The following is a 20,663-nucleotide window of genomic DNA, read 5'->3' as shown; positions in this document are numbered from 1 at the left end:
CGGGGTGGACGAGGCGGCGAAGGCTGGCGTCACCGCGGTCATTCAGCCTGGTGGTTCCATCCGCGACCAGGAGGTCATCGACGCCGCCAACGAGCACGGCATGGCCATGGTATTCACCGGCGTGAGGATATTCAGGCACTAATGAGCCTTATCGAAACCAAGAAAGGGCGGAAAACCTTTATTTGCGCCAAGGTGGTGCAAATACGCATGTCGTTCGTCAGACCCCGCCTTTGCGCGGGTCTATTGGTCGTCATGATGGTATTATCAGCTGCCTCAATGCCTTTGCTCGCATGCTCGGCGAACGAGGATGATGCCGCCGGCTCTGACATTATACCAATGGAAAGTACCATATCCGCGATCAAGATCGACAGCGACGCCGATCTGGAATCGCAGGCCACAGCGAACTTGTGGCCTGGGAACGGAACGGATCTGGACCCCTACCTTATCAACGGGCTTACGTTGGTGGCCAACGATTCAGGACCGGGCTTGCAGGTACAGAACACTACCTTGCATCTTAGGCTTCAGAACATCGTGATGGAGGACGATTGTTTGGACGAGTACCATCCTCTCATCTCATTATACAATGCGTCTGGAATCGAGCTATGGAACGTGGTCGCGGAACGCGATCAGACCACCGCACTTCAGGTCAGCATAGTCAGGAACTCATCGGTCTCCACCTGCATCCTCGGCCCCGTGGAATTCGAGGATTCCAGCAATATCACTCTTATCAACAACACCATCGACGAATCCGATGGTTTCTCTCTTTCCGCATGTGAACAGATAATGATATCTGGGAATCAACTGGATTCCCTGGGACAATTTTACATCAACGGTTGCACCTATGTTACCTTGACCAACAATATCTTCCAGACAGTTGTTCAAGGGGTCGTGCTGATCAATTCAAGCAACATCACATTCTGGTCCAACACCTTCCTGAACTGCTCGATATGTGTCCCCGCCTTGGCCATGGGTGAAGACCTCTTCTTCAGAACCTTGACGGCCCCGATCAACAATTCAGTGAACGGGTTCCCTCTGCTGTTCGTTCGGGACATCGACCTTGGTGGCGGTACCGTCCCGGCGGGGACTGGACAGATTCTTCTCTACAACGTCACCAACGCCACGATCATCGGACAATACCTGAATGGGACCAGTAACGCCATTACTGCAAAATCCTGTGGGGACATCACGATCTCCTCAAACACCATCAGATGGTCCCTTTACGCGCTGGTCATCGCCGACAGCCATCAGGTGTCAGTGATCGATAACGATCTGCTGCATTGCTTTGAAGGGATCCAATCCTTCAACTCCGAGGGGCTGCTGATATCCGGCAACGATATGAACGGAAGCTACTACTTCGATTCCTACGATTACATAGGCACCGGTGAGCACGGCATTCTCTTATACTTGAGCTGGGGAGAAGTACTGGACAATACGATCGCGAGCTACTACTATGGTCTGAGGCTAATCCTGGCCGACGGTTCAGAGGTCATCGATAACCGCCTTTCCCATACCTATTTCGGCCTGAGGGCGGAGACCGTGATCGATCTAACTGTGGACAACAACACTTTCTTCAACGGTCGCGATTGCATATACATATCCGATTCATCGGAAGTCCTGATGATCAACAATACCATGTCCAATGCGGAATATGGATGTGTATTCTATTACACAGATAACTGCGAAGTCCTCAGCAATTACTTCTACGAAAATATCAAACACGGTCTATACATCTACACCGGTTCAGATGACAACCTGATCGCTGGCAATCTATTCTCCGATAACAACGGCGCCGGGACGGTCTTCTCTTCTAGCACCGTTCAAGCCCAAGATATCGGTTTAAGGAACAGATGGAACAGCACGACAGGCGGAAACGAATGGAGCGACTGGCCCGGACCGGACGTCAACGATGACGGTTTCGTTGATTCCCCGTACCCTATCGGTGGCAGCGCCAATGCCAGGGACTATCTGCCTCTGGCGTCTGCGGCGGTACGTGATGACGACAGCCCGCCATACCTGACCATCACCTCCCCGGCCAACGGAACCTGGAGTGATTCGATGAACCTGATCGTCACCTGGGGATCCGGGGACAATGAAACTTCGGTGGTCAAGCATTATATCGACTTGGATGGCGACGGTTGGCAGGACGTCGGTCTGGCCACGGGATCCGAGGTGGGGACGGTCGACGGCACGCACATCTTCAGCGTCATGGCGGTCGACCTGGCGGGCAATTCCGCGATCAGGAACGTCACCTTCATGGTCGACACCACCGCCCCGGTGCTCACGGTAGAGCCATTGGCACTCTATTATACCGATCCGGAGGTCAGACTGAACTGGTCGGCGTCCGACGCGGGCATAGGTTTGCAGCGGGTAGAAATGCAGGCGAACTTCGAGGAATGGATCGACGTGACAGGAAACGTCACCTATCTCCTCACCAACCTGACGGACGGCCAACACAACATCACCATCACCGCCTACGATTCCCTGGGCTGGAACACTTCGGTATCTTTCGACGTATACGTTGACCTGGAGTTCGATCATCTGGATATACTGACGCCGGTCGCGGGCGCCACCAACGCCCAGAACATCACCCTCACATGGGCGGCGAACGATTGGATCAACCCCGTGGACAAGGTGGAGCTCAGCGTCGATGGACAGGATTGGTTCGAGGTCACTGGAAACAGCTATGAAATAATTGGGTTGGGGGAAGGCGATCATAACCTTACACTGAGGGCCTGGGATGAAGCGGGTCACAACGCCACCAGTTCGGTGAACATAACCATCGACCGCACCTCACCGATAGTTGAGATCCTAACGCCCCTCCAGGATCAGTTCTTCAACGTTTCCGATGTCGATCTCACATGGCAGGTGCAGGACGTCACCGATGTGGTCTGCTCCTGGAGGGTCGATGGAGGTTCATGGAACGTCACAACGTCCAATAGCACCGCGGTGAGCAACCTATCCGACGGTCAGCATACTCTCTATCTGTCCTGCCGTGACCAGGCCGGAAATTACGCGAACGTCTCCGTGACCATCAAGGTCGACGCCACGGCGCCGGTGGTGGTCATCACCTCACCGATGCCGGGGGAGATCCTCAATGGCACGGAATTGACGGTGACATGGACCGTGACGGACGTCAGCCAGGTAACACGATCCTGGAGATTGGACTTTTGGCCTTGGCACACGATCATCGGGGATACGGTGACATTGTCAGCATTGGGCGAGGGGAATCACACGCTCTATCTCTCCTGCCGCGATGAGGCCGGCCACTACACCAATATCAGCGTGATGTTCGAGATCGATACGACCTCTCCTACGGCCTCATGCGTCTTTGAAGGAGACGTTTGGTCGAACTCCTGGAACGTGACCATCACCCTGAGCGAAGAGATCGATCCGGTCAATTACACTCTGCTTATCAACGGAGAGGATATGGGAACGGGCAGCGTCCTTCAAAATTCTCTGAAGATCGCCATGGACGCTCCGTTGCAGGGCACCTCTCTGTCGGTAAGCCTTACATGCGAAGATCTGGCGGGCAATGAGGCCCTGTTCAACTGGACCTTCACCTTCTACCCGTTCGGTCTTACGGTGAACGGGACCGCGAGGGATGCGCAAGGTGAGCCGGTCCAAGGGGTCACGGTACTGCTGGATGGAGCGGAGGTCGGAACGACCGATGCCCAAGGCTACTTCTCCTTCTATGCCTGGCCAGGGTCTCACCAGGTCAAGCTGATGAAGGAAGGGTTCAAGAACCTGACCCGGTCGGTGGACCTTCAGATGGAGGGGGACGGCCTGATGGACGACCTGACCCTGGCATTGAACGAAGTGCCAGAGGAACCGGTGACGGACAATGGTCTGGGGATCGAAGTGCTCATCGCCATAGGGTTAGGGGCGGCAGGGATCATCGGTGCGGTGCTGTTCCTGAGGTCTCGCAAGAAATAGGTCGAGGGAACCCTTTTTTATTTCCGCTGATGGTCCAGATCGCAGCCCTGGCGATCTCCGTTCTCCCTGCCGTTCAGGGAGCAACCGTCGAGCGGGCAGCTCTCGGTCTCCACCTGTATGGTGGTGTGCTCTATCTTGAACCGCATATCCAGCACCTTCTCTATATCTCTCAGGACCGGAGAGCACGAACTGACGTTCCGGTCCTTTACGAGCACGTGTCCGCTGAGCGAGTGCACTCCCGAGGACAATGTCCACACGTGCAGGTCGTGCACTCCGATTACCCCGTCCACGCCCAGCATGGCCTCCTCCACCTCCTTGATCTCTATGTGGGAAGGCACCGCCTCCAGCAATATGGATACCGATTGGCTGACCAGACGGTAGGCCCCGACCATGATTATGATGGCGATACCGATACTGATCAGTGGATCGGCCGCCTGCCAGGAGAAGAAGTATATCAATAGGGCGGCCAGGATGACCCCGACGGAGGAGAGCAGGTCGCCCATCATGTGCAGGAACGCCCCCCTTACGTTCAGATTTTCCTGTGAACCGTGATGCAGTAGCTTGATACCGATCAGGTTAGCTCCCAATCCCACCGTCGCCACCAGCAGCATGATCCCGGCGTCTATCTCCACCGGGTCGGAGAACCGGCCAATGGCCTCGTAGATGACCAGCAGCGAGATGCCTACCAGGGCCATGCCATTGATCAATGCCACCAGTATCTCCACTCTGAGGAAGCCGAAGGTATGTCGTTCGGTCGCTCCTCGCATGGCGACCATGGACGCCCCCAGGCTCAATCCCAGGGCCAGAACATCGGTGAACATGTGCCCGGCATCCCCCAGTAGGGCCAAGCTTCCGCTCATGACTCCTCCGACCACTTCCACGAAGGCGATGACCGCGGTTATGGCCAGGGCGATGCCCAAGGCCTTGGTGGAGGCCTGCCGATGAACGTGGTGATCATCCTCCATGCCAATGGAGACTTGTTCGAAGGACATTAGCCTTTTCCCTGTGGGGCTGGCAAAGAGCATTAAATAACGCCTGCGGGAATTCGCTGCGCATGAGTCCCCAGGTCAGTTTCCATCCCAAGGGCCGGACAATCGAGGTCCCGTCCGGCACCAATCTACTGGAAGCGGCCATACTGGCTGGCGTAGAGATCAACAGCGCCTGCGCCGGGCGGGGCGTTTGCGGTCGGTGCCGGGTGGTGATCGAGGGAGCGTATGAATCTTCTCCCGCACCCAGCATAGACCAGGAGGAGTGGGACATCGGCTATCGCCTGGCCTGTCAGACCATAGTGACCGGGGACTGCAATGTCCTGGTGCCGGAGGAGAGCCAGCTGCGGGGCATGAAGATCCAGGTAGGCAGCACGGTCAACGATCTGAAGGCCATCACCCCTCTGGTCCGGGACAAGTACTTGCAGCTGAGGAAGCCGTCCTTGCAGGACAACGATGGGGACCTGGAACGGCTGGTCAAGCAGCTGGGATTAGAACCAGGTCAGATCGGATGTCCGTTACAATTGCTGAGGGGTATGCCTGGGCTACTGCGAGAGGGGGAAGGGGCAGTGACCGCCTTCTTCACCGATGACCGTTTGGTTGACGTAAGACCTTGGAACACCACCTCCCGTAATTTCGGGGTTGTGGTGGACATCGGGACCACCACGGTGGCGTTGCAATTGCTGGACCAGAGCAACGGAACGGTACTGGCTCAGGTCTCAGATTACAACAAGCAGCTCATGTACGGCGAGGATGTGCTGGCCCGCATCATGTACGTCGAGGAGCACGGGCTGGAGAGGCTCAGGCAATTGATAATCGATACCATAAACCACATGCTGGTCCGGGTATGCGATCAGGACGACATATGTGTGGGCAAGGGTGGAAAGGTCTGTGCCGAGGAGATCACCGCCGTAGGGATCTCAGGCAACACCGTCATGATGCACATGTTCTTGGGACTGGACCCCAAGAACATTCGCTACGATCCCTATATCTCGGTCACAAACCTGCCCCCGGCCACCACCGCCGGGGAACTGGGACTGAAGGTGAATCCGTTGGCCGCCGTGTACACGGTACCAGGCCGGGCCAGTTTCGTCGGAGGGGACGTGGTGGCGGACATCGTGGCCAGCGGCCTGACCTCCCAGGACGGCGTCAGCCTGCTCATCGATGTGGGCACCAACGGGGAGGTCGTCCTTGGCGGTAAGGAATGGTTACTGGCATGTTCGGCCTCCGCCGGGCCGGCCTTCGAAGGCGGGGAGGTATGCCACGGTATGCGGGCTGGGGACGGGGCGATAGAGCGCGTCTCCCTAAAGGACGGAGTGGAGTTCCACACCATCGGCGAGGTCAGGCCGAAGGGCCTGTGCGGCTCCGGGCTCATCGACCTCCTGGCCCAGCTCTTCGTTACCAGGGTGGTCGACAAGAAGGGAAGGCTACAGGAGGACGGGAGAGTTCGATCTGGAGAGTCCGGTCCGGAATATGTCTTGGTCTATTCCAGGGACGCGGAGAAGGACGGCTATGACGTCCGGGCCACCGATCTTTCATGCTGTCCTAAGGAGAAAGTTGAGCGGAGACGGGACATAACGATCACCGAGGAGGATATAGCCAACATCATCCGCACCAAGGCGGCCATCTACGCCGCGGCCGAAGTGCTGTTGGACACGGCCGGTCTGACGTTCAACGATCTGGAGATGGTGTACATCGCCGGCGGTTTCGGCTATCACATCGATATAGACAACGCCATCGCCATCGGGCTGCTGCCGGACCTGCCTCGGGACAGGTTCACATTCCTGGGGAACGCCTCACTGGACGGAGCACGCCTTTGCCTTCTCTCCAAGGAGAAGAGGAAGGAGGCGTTGCAGGTGCACCGCTCCATGACCTACATCGAGCTATCGACCGATCAACGCTTCTTCGACCGCTTCTCTTCGGCATCGTTCCTGCCCCACACCGATCTGGACCGATTCCCGTCGTTGCGTTTGGATTAGAGCGTTTCGTCGAAACCGTTGCCCCTTACACGCACCCGGGGAATATGCCTGCGTGCCACCTTCCCCATATCGAACATCATCTCCTGCGGCGGGCCAGGATTGAATATACCTGCGAAGGAGACATCGTTCTGGTTGGACAGGAACTGCGTGATGAGCAGTTCATCGACGTGCCCCTTCAGGTCCTTGGCGATCCTCTCCACCATGTTCATGTCGTAGATGTCGGGGATGATGCGCAGGGTCGCCCTGACCTTCTCTCCCTTGAGTATGTCCAACGTCTTCTTGACGTTCTCCAACTGCTCCTTCGATCTTTCAAGGTTGTAGGTGGTCAACCGGCTGAAGCTCTGTGGGTCGTCCAGGGGGGTCTTGATCTCCAATATGTATCGGGAGACCATTCCCTTGGTGGAGGCGACGAAATCGGGGTCATGTCCCGTTGTCTTGAGCAATATATCCTTGCCCCGTTTGTGCAATATGTAGATGAGGTCCAATGCCTCCTTCTGATGCACGGATGGTTCCGCTCCGCCTATGAAGACGCTCCGTATGCCATTGTCCGAAAGGGCATGCACCACCTGATCGATGGTGTGATCCTTGAACCTCGCCGTGGTGTGGGAACAGTACTTGCACTGCATGGGGCAACCATAGAACTCCACAGACGCATTGGGCTTGGTCAGGTTGAGGGTGATGAGCCGCATACCGATATATTATTGGGACGGGTCATAAATGTATTCGACATCGTTGAAATAAAATCATGCAGATTATGGTGCATGAGCACCCGGAAGGTCCAGGAGGTCTTCGGCAGGAGGGCGTCCTTCTATGTCGATAGCGGCGTCCACGCGGACAGGGAGGTGCTGGCCATGGTCTGTGAGCTGTGCGGCGAACTACGCGGGAGAAAGGTACTGGACGTGGCCACGGGTACCGGGCATACCGCCATGGCCCTTTCCCCCCAGGCCTCGATGGTAGTGGGTCTGGACATGACCCGGGAAATGCTGGAACTGGCTGGAAAGATTTCGGAGGAAAGTGGTCTGAAGAACATGCACTGGTTGCAGGGCGACGTCAACCTTCTCCCCTTCCCCGACCAATGTTTCGACGTGGTCAGTTGCCGTCGCGCTCCTCACCACTTCTCCGATCTCGGGAAAGCGATGACAGAAATGACCAGGGTGCTGAAGGAGGGCGGGACCATGGTCATTGACGACCGCAGCGTGCCAGACGACGAGGAGATAGACCGCACCATGAACCTTCTGGACCGTTTGCACGATCCATCGCACGTCCGAGAGTACGGGGTCGGGGAATGGAAGCTCGCCGTTCAGAAAGCTGGACTGAACCTCCGGCAGGTCCGGGAGTATAGGCGGCATCTGCCCCTGACATCGCTCACCGGAAACGCCGAACCGGATGACGCCAGGGAGATAGAGAGGACCGTTGCCGCGCTCTCCTCCGATCTGCGGCGCCGAATGAGGATCGAGGAGACCGGCGATCAGATATCCATAGACCACTATTTTTTAACCGTTCGGGCCACCAAATAGTTTATTAGCGCCCAGGAATACTTTGGGGCATGGTCTGGAACTGCGCTGCCACGGGCATCGGGTCATTTCCCCATAAGGACCCAAAGGAGGCTATAGACCTGATGCTCTCCTGCATGAAGGAGGTGCCTTACTGGCCTCAGCTTCCCTCGTTGGGTTTCGGGGAGAACATGTACGCCCAGTTCTCCACCCGGCTTCCAGGGGTGAAGGTCGACGGTCACAAGAAGCGACTGACCGTGGACCTGAACGATTACGATCCGGAAATGTTCTACACCGCGGTGGTCTCCGACGATGTGGAACATTTCTTCCACTCCAAACAGAACTTTCGTGGACTGTACGCCTTGCTGGAGGCGGCCAAGGGAAAAAAGTTTAGAGCGGTGAAGGGACAGATCACCGGTCCGGTGAGCGTCGGGCTTCAGATATTGGACCTCAACGGTAAACCGGTGATATACGACGAGGCGTACGGGGAGATAATCCGCCGCAACCTGAACATGCAGGCCAAATGGCAGGTCAAGAAGCTGAGGGAGATGTCCGACAGTCCCATGCTGTTCTTGGACGAACCATCCCTGACCCTCATCGGCACGCCGTTCGCCTCCATCTCCCAAAGGCAGGTAGTGGAGTGGATAAACGAGGTGCTGGACGGGGTCGATGCGGTGAAAGGACTGCACTGCTGCGGCAACACCGATTGGCCTTTGGTGCTGTCCACCAACATCGACGTGCTGAGCTTCGACGCCTACAATTACGCCCACACCGTGTCGCTCTTCCCCAAGGAGGTAACTGTCTTCCTGGAGCGAGGGGGGAGCATTGCCTGGGGACTGATCCCGAACATGGAGGACCAGATCGCCAAGGAAACGGTGGGCACGTTATTGAAACGCTTCGAGGACTACATGGACATGCTCTTCCGCAAGGGCATGGACCTGGACCTGATATTGGAGCGTTCGCTCATAACCCCGCAGTGCGGGTTGGGAGGTCTGGACCTGCCGAACGCGGAAAGGGTTCTGGAGCTTCTCAACGGCACCGTAGAGGCGATCCGCCAACGCTATCGCCTTGGGAACATGACATGAGCTTCCTGGTGGCCGTGGCCGGTAAGGGCGGCGTGGGAAAGAGCACGATATCTGCTCTTCTGGTCCGCTCCCTTTCGGCGCAGGGGACCGTCCTGGCAGTGGATGCCGATCCCAACAGCAACCTGGGGCAGAAATTGGGGGTCGACGTGCAGGGCACGGTCGGAGAGGTGCGGGAAGGATTGCTTTCCAAGCAGGGGACGCTGCCCAAGGACATGAGCAAGCAGGAGTACCTGAAGCTGAAATTACGGGAGATACTCTCCGAGGGCGATTCCCTAGACCTGCTGACCATGGGACGGCCGGAAGGTCCGGGCTGCTATTGCTACGTCAATAATCTGCTCAGGGTCTTCGTGGACCAGTTGATGGATTCTTATTCATACGTCATCTTGGACAACGAGGCGGGAATGGAGCATCTGTCCCGCCGTACCGCCCGAAATATGGACCTGCTGCTGTTGGTGTCCGACGCCAGTCAGGTAGGCATATCGACCGCCAAGAGGCTCTCCGATCTCGCCGGGGAACTGGAGCTGAAGGTGGGGAGGAAGATGCTGCTCATCAACTCCGTTCGGCCGGGTCAAGAGGAACGGGTGATAAGCATGGCCTCGGAGACCGGTCTCCCTTTCCTGATGCTGCACGAGGACGAAACCGTTCGTGAGGCGGCGTTCAACGGCATGCCTCTCAAAGGGGACGAGCCACTGGCCCGGGAGATCCGATCGCTCATTCCGGAGATCTTCCCTTCCTGTAGGCGAAAAGAAGCGTAGCGATGACCGCGATCAATATGGCGCTCATCACCAGGGTGGAATATTGGTCCGTGGGGGGCGTCACCATCACGACCGGGCTCAACGGTCCTTCGCCGGCGGTGCCGTTAGCGCTGATGGCGTAGTAATAGGTCGTTCCGCGCAGCACCTCGGTGTCATAGCCAGCGGTGACGTTGGCATCAACGTCATCATAGAACGCCAGATCGTCAGGGTTCGTGCCGCGGTAGACGTTGTAATGGATCACATCCACCTCACCGGGCGGCTGCCAGGACAGAACGATCCTGGCGCCATCGCGCTCGGCGGCGAAGTCCATCGGGGCTCCGGGGACCTCGTCGGCGATGACCGTCGGTCCTAAAGAGGCAAGACAGATGGTCAGGAGCATGACCACGGCGAAGGTCCGTAACATGAGGGGACATTGCTAGGTCAAATCAAAATGCTTTCTAAAAAAAAGGAAAAGGAAAGGGGTTTAGGTGAACACTACGTCCTGCGGTTCGGGGACGTTGTAGTCGTCCAGGGCCACTTCGTAGCACTCGAACTCCATAATTCCCGACCACCCGGTCCCAGAGGCGAAGGAGTGGGCGCTGCCGCTGCCTCCAGGCGTTCCCAGGAACCCGGAGTAGGTGACCTCGTCCCAGATCTCCTGCCCGGTGGCCTCGATGTACAGGGCCAGGTACGAGATGGTGACCGTCCAGGATATCGGCTGGTAGTTATCATAGTCGGAGTCGTGGTCCGCGTAGTAATGAACGGCGATCTCGTAATCCCCATACAGATCGTTGCTCATGACCGTGTGGCTGGCATCGTACATGGACATGTCGTCCGTGGCATAGTAGTGCTCTGGACCATACCCATTTGTATTATCGACGTCCAGGTAAGGGGCGTTGGCGTCCGGTGCCTTGTTCGAGTAATAGATGTGTCTTCCGTACGGCTCCAGGACGTGAAGGTCCACGTCACTGCTGCCCTGTCCCCAGCTAAGGGTCACGGTCAACGCTCCGCGGGCGGCGGTGCTTTCGATGGTCTCCCGATAGTACCCGGCCCAATTGGTGAAGGTGTTGCCATCGGTCGCCAGGATCACCACGTCGTTATCGCCCTGTTTCAACGGCACCTCTATCTGGAAGACACCGTCCGTCACCGCGGTCTCGAACTTCTGATCGCCGACGAACACCAGGGTGGTGTTGACCGCCCGCTGACCACCGCTTATGGTCCCGGTTATCCAACACTTGGTCTCGCTGGTGTCCCGTATGCCATCATCATCGGTGTCGATCGGCGTGTATCCGTAGGTATCGCTGTCCTCGTCGGTCAGTTCTATCTCCGGAAATACCGAATTGCCATTGAAGTCCACCTGGGCGCTCTCATACAATCCAGTGTAGGCGTTCAAAGGACTGAACACCTTGGCGCTGGCATGATAGAACACGTTGAACTGCAGCGGGTTGGCCGCGTTCAATCCGGACTTGAAGATATCGGTGAATCCGGCACCATAGGTGAACGGCATCTGCTGCTGAGCGCTGTTCACGTTGCTGCCCGGGTTGTTCGGATCGTACATGTAGAAGCGTCCACCCTCGTACTTGTAGGCCAGGATGGCATGTCCACCAGCACCCCAGTTTCCGCTGGCGTAGCGGGTCTTCAATCCGACCAGCTGCGGCTCTCCGGAAACGAGCATACCGTGAATGATGCTAAGCCCTGTCTCCTTGGCTGATGTGTTGGTCCTCTCCTCGGCGGTCAACGAGCCCCATATCCCCTGCACTCCCATCTGCACCCTGGTGGCCAGCTCGATGGCGGTGCTGTCATCCCTCCACTCGCCTTGGTCTCCCTGGCGGTATTGGTCGTAAAGGCCGTCCCCGGTATTGTGATAGGTGTAGTACCATTTGGCGTAGGAGACCATGCCTAGGCATAGTCCACCGTTCTCCAGGTAGGAGCCGTAGTTCGGAATGAACCATCCATCGTTATTCGGTCTGAAGCCAGTGTCCACGGCGAAGCTGGAGTTCATGTCCTCGAATATGCTCATGGCCAATTCGACGGCCACGAACTTGGAGAAGGTGGCGGAATTGAAGGTGATGGTATTGGCGATCATGTCCTGCCACAGGAACCCGGTCGGTTCCAGCTTCTGGTTCTCCGCGTCATATTGATAGAAACGCACCCCTTCTTCATCGGTGACCAACGAGTCATCGTATGGCAGGGTGACAGTGAGCACCTTATCGAACATCCTGAAGACATCCCAATCGCTCGTTCCGTCCGTTTCAATGGATATCATCCGGCTGACGATCTTTCCGGTGTCAGGCAGTCCCTGGGCGGCATTGACCACGGCGGATCTGATGTCAAAGTCCACCGGAGATTCCAGTGCTCCCTGGGGCACCTCTATCCGTAGTCCGTTCACGGCGCTAGCCAGGTTGTTCACGGAGATCGATCCGCCGAGCGACCCGATGGTGCCAGTGGCGGCGGTCACCAAGCTGCCGATGTCGATGATCTTCGGTATGACCTCATGGGCCGGAAGATCATCACCGTTGGCGTCAGTGGGCCAGAACAGCACGGCCATGGAGGCGACCAGAAGTATCGCCACGACGGCGACCGCGGCCACCACCAACTTCATGTTGCGTTTCTTCTTGGGCGGTTGGTACGGCGGGTAGGGCTGATACTGCTGGTTCGGCCCTTGCTGGTACTGGTTCGGTTGATCCTGCTGATATTGGTTCGGAGGGTTTTGCTGGGGCCATTGCTGTGGTCCCGGCTGCGGTCCCTGATATTGCGGAGGGCCGCCTTGATTTGGGTCATATGGTCCTTGTTGCATCGATTCACCGTAGGTCCGAAATGGGCCCACATGATGGACGAAAATTATAATGGTTTCTAAAAAAACACTGGGTTCAGCTCATGGACCTCAGGAACTTGGGCAGGCCGGAGGATTCCTTGGGTCCGACGACGATCTGCAGTCCGGTGCTCTCGTTCAATTTGACGCTCATCCGGGCCACCATGCCCGGGATCACCAGCACGCCTCTGTTCGATCTACCGTTAGCGCCGCTGGCCTCGAGCGCGTTCCTCACACCGTCGGCGGTCAGCTTTCCCGCGGAATAGGCCGTGAGCACGGAGAGACCCTCCGTGTCCACCACCTGCAGCCATACAGGCACCTTGCTCTTCTCGATGTCCGAGAGCACGGTGAAATAGGTGAGCGAGAAATTGGTGGTGAAGAGGATCGGAGCATCAGCCCCGGGGTTGTTCACCGGGTACAGATCAGGCTTGACCTGTATGGGCACCTGAGGGTCTGTGTAGATGTTCTGTCTCAGTACCAGGAGCGGCAGTGCCTGTGATGATGGCATCTCTTCGAACGAGAGCAGGCTGCCGTACTTCATGACCGCTGTCAGGGCCATCAGCATGCCGTTCTTCCCAACGGGCATGCCCATGTAGATAGGGTACCCCAGTCCACGGAAGGTCTTGCGGATGGCGCTGCGCCGGATGATCGTGCACCGCTCCAGCATGTCCTTCATGTTCCCGGGCATCGGGTCAAGCACCAGGTCCTCCACGCCTTCTTTGCGAGCTATTTCTACCATGTCGGCCAGCTTCCCCAGGTCATCAGAGCAGAGGACCAGCGGGCATCCCGAGCTTTTGGACGTCACCACCATCTCCTTGATGTTGTCAGGGTCGGCACCGTGCAACAGGGGCCTCCGTTCCCTCATCCGGTTGGCGGCGGCGGACATTATGACCGGGTCGCGGCAGCGCAGCACCAGTGGCCAGTCTACCAACTCGGAGACACGGTCGAGGGTCTGTACGTACCTCACTCCGTCTCCGGATCGGCATTCTACCTCCACGATGTCGAACTTGAGCACCTGACCCACCCTCTCGAAGTGCAAGGAGCGGGCGTGATCGACCTTCTTCTCCAGCTCTTCGATGCTCAGGTCATCGCTTACCCGCAGCGCGAAGGCGGTAGGGTGGAAGAAACGCTTGTCGTGACGGTACAGTTCCGTCTCGTCCCCCATCTCCACTATGTTCCTTCCCGTGCCGATGCGCACTAACCGTATGGGCGGAGCGGATGAGCTGGCCAAGGCGTTCCGACCGGCCTCGCTCATGTGGGGGCAGTCATCGAGCTTGGCCTTGTTGTTGGCCAGCTGCATGGCGAAGGCCAGGCAGGTGGGGTACTTGCATTCCCCGCAGTTCTTCTTGGGCAGGTGTTTGAAAATCTCGATCGCCGTGGCCATCAGTCCTCACCCCCCAGGTCCGAAACGGCCGTCCGAGCGAGCTCCATGGCCTCGGGGTGACCGAGCACCAGGACGTCCGCGCCCGACAGCAGGGCGGCCAAGGCAGTGGTCGCCTCCCACCAGATCCCTCTCTCCAGGGTATCGCCGGCATGGGGAACGTCGTCCGTGGCCTCACGAGCTTTCCAGGCGGAGGTGCAGTCACAGATCATGGGCACCCGCAGCATGCTGTCGCCCGAGAGCGCCGATATCCTGATGCGTTCGTTGACCGAGTAGGAATATTCCAGTCCCATGCCCAGGGCGGCCATGAGCGGGTCGATCATGATGTCGCCCTTACCCACCCCGAAATCGGTGAGCAGAATCACGATCTGTTTGGCAAGGTTGATGTCCAGGTTGGAGAACCCGATCACCGCGTGGCCGTTGGCCATGGCCGCGGCGGCCACGGACTTATAGGCGCTCTCCTCCGCGTGTCCCAGAAGCAGACGCTCGCCCCTGGCCCTCTCGCCCACTTTCTCCAGCACCTTGGAGTCCTTCTCCTCGTGCCCGCTGCCGTAGACGATCAGCGGCAGGTCCACCGCCTTCAGGACCGCCATGACTGTGTCCGCCGCGCTCTCCGGGGACGCGTCCCCTTCCTCAGGGTTGGTGGATGTCAGACGAAGACATATCAGGTCGGCGCCGCGGGCCGCCCACGCTCTCGCCCAGCGCACCGGGTCCTCAGCGTCGTCACCGAAAGCGTCCCGTACCGGCTGAGGCACATCCTCCAGGGAGTCGGCCACCAGTCCAGCCATGGCGATCATCCGACGCTCGCCGTCCTCGAAGGACAGGAAGGGCATGCCTCGATTGCCACCCAGCTTCACCGGGCGACGGGAACCTCCCTTATCCTGGGGGTTCCCCAGTTCCAGCTCTCCTATGGAACCTGTCCATTTCTCCTTGGGCAACGGTACGTTCGCCATTTACATACACCTCAAAGCAACGAGGGCATTCTCAAGGCGGGGTGGTCCACCTTGATCATCCAGTTCATCAGTCCTTCCGCGTCGGTGACGGTCGTCTCGTCCGCCACCCTGTCCAGAAAGTCTGGCATTCCCAATTCCGTGGCCCTATTAATAAGCTCTTCCCTCATGCTGTTCTTCAAAGAGGAAGGCATCCAGGATATGCGCAGGAACCCACCGTCCCCGGTTATGAACTTCTTACTGATCAGGTAACGACGACCGATACCGATGAACCCCGGGGTCTGCCGGCCCCCGCCGATGGAACCGGCCAAGGTGGAGAACTTCATGCCCAATGGGGTCATGTCTGGGAACTCCCGGCTCACCACTATCACCGACTGCATGTCCGGGCTCATGGCCGCGATGCACTCGAAACATCCGCAGGAGGTCATGGGGTCCTCCATCATGCTGTAGGCGCAGAAACGGGATATCTTTCCGCGGGTCAAGGCCGTCACCGCCTCGTTCACTCCCTTCCAAGATCCTTTCTCCAGGTCCTCTGGCTCCCCCTTTGCTATGGGCTGGTTGGGTCCGGACGGAACGATCTCCTTGCCGGTCTTAGCGTCCAGCCAGTTGATGGCCCCGCAGAGCCCCAGACGCTCCGGCGTTATCACGCACACATGGTCCGGGGCGAACGACTGGCACATGAGGCAGGAATAGAAGGTGTCCACGCTGTCGTCGGTCAGTCCGGCCATGCGCTCCTCCCTCTCCTGATATACCCTCAGGGCCTCGGGCAGACGGCGCTCGATCTCCTTCTCATCGGTGATTATGATGATCTGTACTCTGGAGACGATGTTACCGAACTCCTCCTTCAATTTGGTGACCAAGATGCGTCCCAGATGCTCCAGGCGGAAACCCGCCCTACGTGCTTTCTTGCTAATTCTTAGCCAATTCATGTTGCGCTGCCCGGTGTGCCATACTCCCTCGGCGAAGTTCAGGTAGAGGTGTATCCGCCTTTCCATGACCGATTCGAAATCCTCCTGCATGCGTTTGCCGAAGACGTTCACCAGTATGGCCATGGGCGTCTGTGAGCCTTCGGCCATCTGATCCACCTCCGGTCCCAGGACGAGAACCTCTCCGTCGCGGACCTCGTCCTCCGATCTCCTGCGTAGAAGCTCAAAGGACGGAGTCCGTCCCCCACCCGCTTCCAGATAGGTGTCCGGTCGACGGACGGTCTCCCCTTCGAACGCCGGTCCGAAAGGCACGGGGATGTCCACCATGGTCACCGCCACGCGAATGTCTCGTGATTCCAGACCCCCCTGGAGCATATGTTGGGGTTCCTTGTGGAACAGAAGGTCCGGCACGCCCTCCACCTCCTGGTCGGTGATGATGGGTACCCCGTGCGTCAGCGCCGCCAGCGCCATGGCCGCCCGGCAGGAGTCCAGAGGTCCAAAGTGCAGCACGAACGCCTTAGGTCTCTTGGCCAAGTAGGCGGACAACCGTTCCGCGTCCCCCTTCTGCACCCCCCCGAACGAAAGCGCGGCCCGGGTCAGGAAATCCAATGAATGCACCAGCTGGGTGAAGTTACCCAGCGGATAGAGCATCATCTCCAGCCCCATCTGCACCTCGTTCTCCTGCAGTACCTGCACCACCTCGTCCGCGGCCATGATGAGCAATCCCCGCGCCTGCAGCTCTCTGACGGTGGTCACCAGCTGCCTGCGGTCATGTGGGATGCCCATGAGCACGGCCGCTCCGGGGATGGTATCGTCCACGAAGGCCAGTCCCAGCTCTCTGAGGACCTTGTCCGGGATGAAGCCCACGGTGGAGGAGCCGATGTGTGGGTCCCCGTCCAGATAGCGCAACGCTTCCAAGGCCTCGACGGCGATCAGGACCGAGCGCCCGGCTGTCAGCGCCGCGGCCAGGCTCCTCTCCTTTGGCAGGTTGGAATACCTTCTCACCACGTCCAGCAGTTCCCTGGCATTGCCGACCTCCGTCCCGTCCCAACCCAGGATGCATGGCAGGGAGTAACCCGTCTCAGGATACTCGACCGGGACATCTCCCCTCCTCTGGATCGTCGAGAGAACGGCTATCATGGCCAGAGCCAACAGCAGCTCCGCTCCCTGGAAGCCCGAGGCGATGATCTGCACGTTACTGACCCCGACCGGGGACGGAGGGTCGTATCGATGGGGCAGCCCGCTCAACCATCGGCGGCGCTCCATCTCCCTGTTCAGGTCATCCTCGCTGCTCAGGAGCGATCCCTGGAAGAGATCTCGCATGGTGTTGGTGAGGAACTCCTTCGCCAGGGGATCGAGGGTGAGGTCTGTCAGCAGCACAGGGAACCCCATCAACGCTTGGCCGATGGCCAAGGGCAGATCCCCGGTGCTCATGGCCAGGGGTAGATGGGCCGTCGCCGAACCTAATTCCCTGGCTAATTCTCGGCGCATGTCCATGAAGGCGGCGATTACCTGGGCCGGACGACCTTCGAGCTGTACCGGGCCATCGTCCGTGGTGCGAAGGCACCACGTCCCTCCGTGCTCTTCCAGGAGCGATCCTCGGACCTCTCCCTCCCGCAACTGTTGTCGCAGTTCCGGCAAGGCATCTATCTCTTCAGGGCACGCCTTTAGCGCCCTCAAGCACCAATTGAGGATGGAGCAGGCTAAGGATTCGCGGGCACCCAGCAACAGATCGTAGGCCTCTCCTCGAGGAACGTCCGTCAACGGTGCCAGTAGCCCAGCCTGCTCCCAGGTCCTCTTCTCCCTCAAAGCCATCGGTTCGCAACCCGTCGCTTTGGCCAGGTCACGGTTAACCAGGTCCAATATCTTTCCCAGGTCGGCGGTCCAAAGGTCGTCCGGGCTCGTTCCCTCAACCACCCGACGCACCGATTCCCTTACCACGTTTCCACCTTCCACGTTTTCCAGCATGGTAAGCAAGCGCTTCCGCTCCGTTCGTGCGATCATAAGGATATCGCCAGCTGCCAACGGTCCGGATCTATCGTGGGTATGGGTCAAGGGAACCTCTCCGAGCTCGATAAGGTACCATCGAGTTCCCGCCAATATAAAGTTGTAGTGTCGGGAACTGGTGTGTGAAGGCGAAGCAAGGTTTCGATGCGCTTATTAAAGATGCTCGTCATATTCAATGATGGAGGAGACAGGCGTGACCTTCAAGAATCAGAACACTTACGAGATCATGGTCAAAGATGGGGAGGAAGCCTCATTTCACACCAGGTATGAAAGGGCGGTAGAGAGGTTCGCCCAGTCCTTAGACGTGGCTAGCAAGTACGAGAGCATGATCGACGGCAGGCCGGTCTCCACAGGTAAATATTTCACCGACACCAGCCCGATCGATACCGGGATGGTCATCGGAGAGTTCTCGTCAGGGGGAAAGAAAGAGGCGTCCATGGCCATCGATTCCGCCAATAGGGCGTATCAGGCCTGGTCCGTGATGGACCTGGACAAGAGGCTGGTGATATTTCACAAGGCCGCTGAGATCATGCGCAGGGAGCTTTTTGAGATCGCCGCGGCGGTGACGTTCGACAACGGAAAGAACCGTTATGAGGCGGTCGGCGAGGTGGACGAGGCCATCGATTTCATTTCCTATTACGCGGAGCAGATGAAGAGACGCAACGGATTCACCGAGAAGAGACCGGCGGCGTATCCAGATGAGAGGCCGATCAGTGTCATGCGTCCCTATGGGGTGTGGGCAGTGATCTGCCCCTTCAACTTTCCCATCGCCATTTCCACCGGCATGCTCACCGCGGCCATCATCACCGGGAACACCGCCGTGCTGAAGCCCTCGACGCCCGCGCCGTTGGCGGTGCACATGCTGTACGATATCTATGAGCGTGCAGGCGTGCCCCCCGGGGTCATCAATCTACTGTCTGGATCAGGTTCGACGGCCGGTGAGGCCCTGGTCTCCAATGAGAAGATCGAAGGCATCGCCTTCACAGGTTCCAAGGAGGTGGGCTTCAAGCTGCTGGCATCATCATTGCGCCGAAAACCTATACCGGTCATCACTGAGCTGGGAGGCAAGAACCCGGCCATCGTGACCGAGAAGGCGGACCTGGCGCGAGCGGTCGCCGGCGTGGCCTTATCGGCCTTCAGCTTCAGCGGTCAGAAGTGCAGCGCCTGCTCCAGGGCCTATGTCCATGAACTGGTCTACGACGATTTCATGGTCTCACTGTTGATGTTCATCTCTCGCATGAAGGTGGGGGACCCCCGGGAGAAAGGCACGTTCATGGGACCGGTAATCCACCAGAAGGCGGTGGACGACTACCTGTCCTACATCTCCCTGGCCCAAAGGGACGGGATCGTGCACACGGGTGGGGATAAGGCTCCGTCCCCGGAGCTGGCCAAAGGTCACTTCGTCATGCCAACGGTGGTCAGCAGCCTGCCCGAAGATAACTATCTGATCAAGAACGAGCTTTTCCTGCCGATCCTCTGCGTGCAGCGGTTCACCGACCTGAAGGATGCGGTGCGCCGAGCCAATGATGTGGATTACGGTCTGACATCAGGCATATACTCGCTCGATCCGGAAGAGGTCAATTACTTCTTTGAGAACATCGAGGCCGGATTGAGCTATGCCAATCGTGCCCGCGGCGCGACCACCGGTGCCATGGTGGGGGCGCAGCCCTTCGGCGGTTGGAAAGCATCAGGTTCTACCGGACTCGGTAGCGGTACGGGCATGTATCTGACCCGATACATGAGGCAGCAAAGCCGGACCACGGTACGCTGATCATTTACTGGCCGCTGCCAGTACCCTCTCCCCGCCGTTGCTGACGAAGAGCACGCTACCCTTGCTGTAGACCTGGAACGGATCGGACAGACATTCGGCCACCCGATCGCTGTCCCCCAGCGCCCACACTGTTTTCAAAAGCTGAGAGAACATGGAGCTTGGATTGCCGGCCTTCTGCATATAGAAGTCCGCCCCGTTCTGGACCGCCTCGATGGCCAAGCCTTCGGAACCGTTCCCGGTCAGCAGAATGAAAGGCATGTTCCGATGCAGCGATCTAAGCGCCCTAAGGAACTGTAGTCCGTCCATTCCTGGCAGTGAGTGATCGGAAACGATCACCTGATAGTCGCCCTCCGCGGCCATCTCCAATGCCTGTGTTGGCGACGTCACAAAGTCAGCCAGTATACATTTCTCTCTTTGAAAGAACTCCTTGCAAAGGTCCAAGAAACTGACTTCGTCGTCAAGTACCAGGACCTTGATAACTTTCCCCATCGATGTCAACGACATGGATGCCCCATCCACTTATGGACCGACAGAATGCTATATTAAACTGTGCTGCCCGTTCTCAATTAGTGAACATTAAAATTACAGGCGATAGAATTAATAGAG

Annotated in this window: 14 protein-coding genes; 6 read left to right on the top strand and 8 right to left on the bottom strand. The window is 58.1% G+C overall.

Going from position 1 to position 20,663, the window contains the following annotated elements:
• Nucleotides 1-207 precede the first annotated feature (207 nt).
• Nucleotides 208-3,933 (top strand): NosD domain-containing protein, encoded by a 3,726-nt coding sequence (locus VMW85_02575; GenBank protein ID HUT26917.1) that lies wholly within the window; start codon nt 208-210, stop codon nt 3,931-3,933.
• A gap of 17 nt (nt 3,934-3,950) precedes the next feature.
• Here the strand turns inward: VMW85_02575 and VMW85_02570 are convergent, their stop codons facing one another.
• Entirely contained in the window at nt 3,951-4,925 is a 975-nt protein-coding gene (locus VMW85_02570; GenBank protein HUT26916.1) for a cation diffusion facilitator family transporter, read from the bottom strand.
• 62 nt (nt 4,926-4,987) lie between these two features.
• Here VMW85_02570 and VMW85_02565 point away from each other — a divergent pair, with 62 nt between their 5' ends.
• Nucleotides 4,988-6,898 (top strand): ASKHA domain-containing protein, encoded by a 1,911-nt coding sequence (locus VMW85_02565; GenBank protein HUT26915.1) that lies wholly within the window; start codon nt 4,988-4,990, stop codon nt 6,896-6,898.
• Here VMW85_02565 and VMW85_02560 read toward each other — a convergent pair.
• Nucleotides 6,895-7,587, bottom strand: a complete 693-nt coding sequence (locus tag VMW85_02560; GenBank protein ID HUT26914.1) for a radical SAM protein — start codon at nt 7,585-7,587, stop codon at nt 6,895-6,897. The two genes, VMW85_02565 and VMW85_02560, sit on opposite strands and share 4 nt — an antisense overlap.
• Before the next feature lie 72 nt (nt 7,588-7,659).
• On the opposite strand from VMW85_02560, the gene VMW85_02555 reads away from it, so the two are divergent.
• From VMW85_02555 to VMW85_02545, 3 genes are read left to right on the top strand one after another with little or no spacing between them, the layout of a single operon-like run.
• Nucleotides 7,660-8,415 carry a methyltransferase domain-containing protein gene (locus tag VMW85_02555; protein ID HUT26913.1) on the top strand — a complete coding sequence of 252 codons (756 nt, stop codon included), beginning with the start codon at nt 7,660-7,662 and terminating at the stop codon, nt 8,413-8,415.
• Nucleotides 8,416-8,444: 29 nt separating this feature from the next.
• A complete protein-coding gene (locus VMW85_02550) occupies nt 8,445-9,476 on the top strand; it encodes a hypothetical protein (protein ID HUT26912.1) in 1,032 nt (343 codons plus the stop codon).
• Nucleotides 9,473-10,231 carry an AAA family ATPase gene (locus VMW85_02545; GenBank protein HUT26911.1) on the top strand — a complete coding sequence of 253 codons (759 nt, stop codon included), beginning with the start codon at nt 9,473-9,475 and terminating at the stop codon, nt 10,229-10,231. The genes VMW85_02550 and VMW85_02545 overlap by 4 nt, the downstream gene beginning before the upstream one ends.
• Here VMW85_02545 and VMW85_02540 read toward each other — a convergent pair.
• From VMW85_02540 to acsB, 5 genes are all read right to left on the bottom strand, one after another.
• Entirely contained in the window at nt 10,188-10,634 is a 447-nt protein-coding gene (locus VMW85_02540) for a fibronectin type III domain-containing protein (protein HUT26910.1), read from the bottom strand. The two genes, VMW85_02545 and VMW85_02540, sit on opposite strands and share 44 nt — an antisense overlap.
• A gap of 60 nt (nt 10,635-10,694) precedes the next feature.
• A complete protein-coding gene (locus VMW85_02535; GenBank protein HUT26909.1) occupies nt 10,695-13,007 on the bottom strand; it encodes a hypothetical protein in 2,313 nt (770 codons plus the stop codon).
• 73 nt (nt 13,008-13,080) lie between these two features.
• Nucleotides 13,081-14,406 (bottom strand): acetyl-CoA decarbonylase/synthase complex subunit gamma, encoded by a 1,326-nt coding sequence (gene acsC, locus VMW85_02530; GenBank protein HUT26908.1) that lies wholly within the window; start codon nt 14,404-14,406, stop codon nt 13,081-13,083.
• Entirely contained in the window at nt 14,406-15,356 is a 951-nt protein-coding gene (locus VMW85_02525; protein HUT26907.1) for an acetyl-CoA decarbonylase/synthase complex subunit delta, read from the bottom strand. The genes acsC and VMW85_02525 overlap by 1 nt, the downstream gene beginning before the upstream one ends.
• A gap of 11 nt (nt 15,357-15,367) precedes the next feature.
• Nucleotides 15,368-18,334 (bottom strand): acetyl-CoA decarbonylase/synthase complex subunit alpha/beta, encoded by a 2,967-nt coding sequence (gene acsB / locus VMW85_02520; protein ID HUT26906.1) that lies wholly within the window; start codon nt 18,332-18,334, stop codon nt 15,368-15,370.
• A 145-nt stretch (nt 18,335-18,479) separates the two neighbouring features.
• Between acsB and VMW85_02515 the strand changes: the two genes are divergently transcribed.
• On the top strand, nt 18,480-20,057 hold the full coding sequence (locus VMW85_02515) for an aldehyde dehydrogenase family protein (GenBank protein ID HUT26905.1): 1,578 nt from the start codon (nt 18,480-18,482) through the stop codon (nt 20,055-20,057).
• On the opposite strand, the gene VMW85_02510 is transcribed toward VMW85_02515, so the two are convergent.
• Nucleotides 20,058-20,561, bottom strand: coding sequence for a response regulator (locus VMW85_02510; protein ID HUT26904.1), 504 nt, complete (start codon nt 20,559-20,561; stop codon nt 20,058-20,060). It lies immediately after the preceding gene.
• Nucleotides 20,562-20,663 lie beyond the last annotated feature (102 nt).

Source organism: Methanomassiliicoccales archaeon (genome assembly GCA_035527755.1).
In the GTDB taxonomy this organism is placed as follows: domain Archaea; phylum Thermoplasmatota; class Thermoplasmata; order Methanomassiliicoccales; family UBA472; genus UBA472.
Note: the sequence above shows the minus strand (reverse complement) of the source record. Positions and strands in the feature narration are given on the sequence as shown.